The sequence below is a fragment of the Nonomuraea sp. NPDC054003 genome (assembly GCF_055585125.1).
This window is the reverse complement of sequence record NZ_JBVJKR010000002.1, coordinates 201,625-204,829: the sequence shown is the minus strand read 5'-3', so window position 1 is coordinate 204,829 and position 3,205 is coordinate 201,625. Positions and strand designations below refer to the sequence as shown.

At 75.9% G+C, this 3,205-nt stretch carries 2 protein-coding genes; both read left to right on the top strand.

What is annotated here, in order from left to right:
• Positions 1–415 precede the first annotated feature (415 nt).
• Complete coding sequence (locus tag ACZ6YG_RS05135) at positions 416–556, top strand: hypothetical protein (RefSeq protein ID WP_271275371.1); 141 nt, start codon at positions 416–418, stop codon at positions 554–556.
• Positions 553–2,871 carry a VIT domain-containing protein gene (locus ACZ6YG_RS05130; protein ID WP_466017266.1) on the top strand — a complete coding sequence of 773 codons (2,319 nt, stop codon included), beginning with the start codon at positions 553–555 and terminating at the stop codon, positions 2,869–2,871. Before ACZ6YG_RS05135 ends, ACZ6YG_RS05130 begins: the two co-directional genes overlap by 4 nt.
• The last annotated feature ends 334 nt before the right edge of the window (positions 2,872–3,205 follow it).

Below are 3,205 nucleotides of genomic sequence, written 5' to 3'. Positions count from 1 at the left end.
TCAAACCTCCCGGCCCGCCGCCCCACACCCCACCGGGACAGACCCGACGCGGGCCCCCGCACCGGCTCCCCCGCACTCCACGGGAGCGGATGCGGCACAAACCTCCCGGCCCGCCGCCCCACACCCCACCGGGACAGACCCGACGCGGGCCCCCGCACCGGCTCCCCCGCACTCCACGGGAGCGGATGCGGCGCGGGTTTCCGGGTCGGGGACGGGTCGGCGGGGGGACGTGGTGGTTCCCTCTGGTGGGGTGACCCCGCCAGGGGGGCTTACCGAAGGCGGGGGTGAGGGTGCGTACCGAGGGGACGGGAATCCGGAGGTACGGGCCAGGTTCTGGACGGATCGGACGGCGCAGGAGGCGGATCGGGCTGCGGAAGGGGCGGACCGGCCCGTACAAGAGAAGGTGCCGGGTGCCGTGCACGGGGTGCGACTGGCGGCCGGGGTGGTGCTGGTGCTCGACGGGACGGGCCCGGCGCCGGGAGACGACGACGTGCGGGCACTACTCGCGGCCGCGGCGCCGCTGCTCGCGGTGCTCGAAGAGAGGGGACTCACATGAAGATCACATCGCTCGAGCCCGCCCGATGCGTGCCGGAGCCCGACGCGGGGATCGGCGCGCTGCGGACCGAGCGCGGCAACCTGCCGCTGGAGAGCGTCGACGTGCACGCGACGATCTCGGGCCTGGTCGCCGGGGTCGAGGTGGCCCAGGGCTTCCGCAACCCGTTCGACGTCACGCTGGAGGCCACGTACGTCTTCCCGCTGCCCGACAGGGCGGCCGTCACCGCGTTCCGGATGGAGGCGGACGACCGCGTCGTCGAGGGCGTGCTGAAGGAGCGCGGCCAGGCCCGCGCCGACTACGACCGGGCGCTGCGCGAGGGCAGGCGGGCGGCGATCGCCGAGGAGGACCGGCCGGACGTGTTCACCATCCGCGTGGGCAACATCCTGCCCGGCGAACGGGTGACGGTCCGGCTGACGCTGAGCCAGCCGCTGCCGTACGAGGACGGCGCGGCGACGTTCCGCTTCCCGCTGGTGGTGGCGCCCCGCTACATCCCCGGCGAGCCGATCGACGGCGAGCCTGCGGGCTCGGGCGCCGCGCCGGACACCGACGCGGTCCCGGACGCCTCCCGCATCACTCCCCCGGTGCTGCTGCCCGGCTTCCCGAACCCCGTCCGCCTGTCCCTGTCGGCCAGGATCGACGCCGCCGGGCTGGAGCTGCGCGAGCTGGCCTCCAGCCTGCACGTGGTCGAGGAAGAAGGTGACATCGTACGACTGCGCGCCGGTGAACGGCTGGACCGGGACTTCATCCTGCGGATGTCGTTCGCCGCGTCCACGTCCCTGCAGTTCGACGGCGCGGGCACGTTCGCGCTGTTCGTGGTCCCGCCCGAGCTGGAGGCCGACAGGCAGCCGCGCGACCTCGTCCTGCTGCTGGACCGTTCGGGCAGCATGGCGGGCTGGAAGATGGTCGCGGCCCGCAGGGCGGCGGCCCGGATCGTGGACACGCTCACGCCGCGCGACCGGTTCGCTGTGCTGGCGTTCGACTCGGTGGTGGAGGAGGCGTTCGAGGGCCTGGCCGAGGGGTCCGACCGCAACCGCTACCGCGCGGTCGAGCACCTGGCCAGGGTGGACGCGCGCGGCGGCACCGAGCTGCTGGAGCCGCTGCGCCGGGCGATCGGCCTGCTCGACGGCGAGCAGGGCAGGGAACGCGTCCTGGTGCTGGTCACCGACGGCCAGGTGGGCAACGAGGACCACATCCTGGAGCTGACCGGCGGCGCGCTGTCGGCGATGCGGGTGCACACGGTCGGCATCGACCGGGCGGTGAACGCGGGTTTCCTGGGCAGGCTGGCCGGTCTCGGCGCGGGCCGCAGCGAGCTGGTCGAGTCGGAGGACCGGCTGGACGCGGCGATGGAGCAGATCCACCGCCGGATCGGCGCGCCGATGGTGACGGACCTGTCGCTGAAGGACCTGGACGTGGAGCCGGGCACGGTCACCCGGCTGGGGTCGATCTTCCCGGGCGTGCCGCTGCGGGTGTACGGGCGGTGCCGGGGCGGCTCGTCGGTGACCGTGCGCGGGCTGGCGTCCGGCGCGCCGTGGGAGGAGCGGGTGCCGGGCACCGTCGCCGACAGCCCCGCGCTGCGCGCCGTCTGGGCGCGGGCCCACCTGCGCGAGCTGGAGGACCGGTACGCGATGGGCGAGCGGGAGCTGGAGCGGGAGATCGTCCGGGTCTCGCTGGAGCACGGCGTGCTGTGCCGGTTCACCGCCTACGTCGCGGTCGACTCCCGGCCGGCGGCCGAGGGCGGCCCCGAGCACCGGGTGATCCAGCCGGTGGAGCTGCCGAGCGGGTGGGAGACGCCCGCCGCGCCGATGGCGTTCGGGCTCACCGCGATGGCGGGCCCGGCTCCCGGCGCGATCGCGCCGGCGGTGGCCCGGATGAGCTCGGCCGGTTTCGACGACCTGGACGTGCCCGACTTCCTGACTGGCGGCGCGGCGAGACCGCGTGGTCCGGTGTCCGGCCGGCCCGCGGGGATGCCTCGCGGTCCCATGTCCGCCCGTCCCGCGCCCGCCCCGCGGGCGACGCGGGGCCTGGACACCGTCAGGGTCCAGCTCGTCGCCGAGCTGGACCGGCTGAAGGCGCTGCACGCGCCGAACGCCCTCTACCTGGCGGACCTCGGCTCCCGCCTGGCCGCGCTGTCGGCGTACCTCGGCGGGCACGCCGAACTGTCGGCGCTGGCCCGCGAGCTGGAATCGGCCGAACGTCCGGGAACCGACCCCGAGGCCCTCAGGCAGCGGGCCATCGAGGTGCTCACCGCCCTGACCGGCGGCCCTCCCCCGGGAAACCCCGGCGACGACCGCCGCCCCTTCTGGAAGCGCCCCTGACGGCGCCCCGGGCGCGCCGCCCGTTCTCGAAGCGCCCCTGACGGCACCGCCCGGCGCGAAGCGCCGCCCGTTCTCGAAGCGCCCCTGACGGCACCGCCCGACGCGGAGCGCCGCCCGTTCTGAAGCGGTCCTGACGGGCGGCGCCCGGCGCGTCGAGTCCGCCGTCGCTCCGGCCCGGCCGGGTACCCCGGTCGGGCCGGAGAGCCGCCCGGTCTGCCCGACGACGGGCCCCGCCCGAAACTCGGCCAGGCCGAAGAGCCGCGCGGTGCCACCCGACGACCCGCCCCACCGGGAACGCGGCCAGGCCCAAGAGCCGAGCGGCGCCGCCCGACGA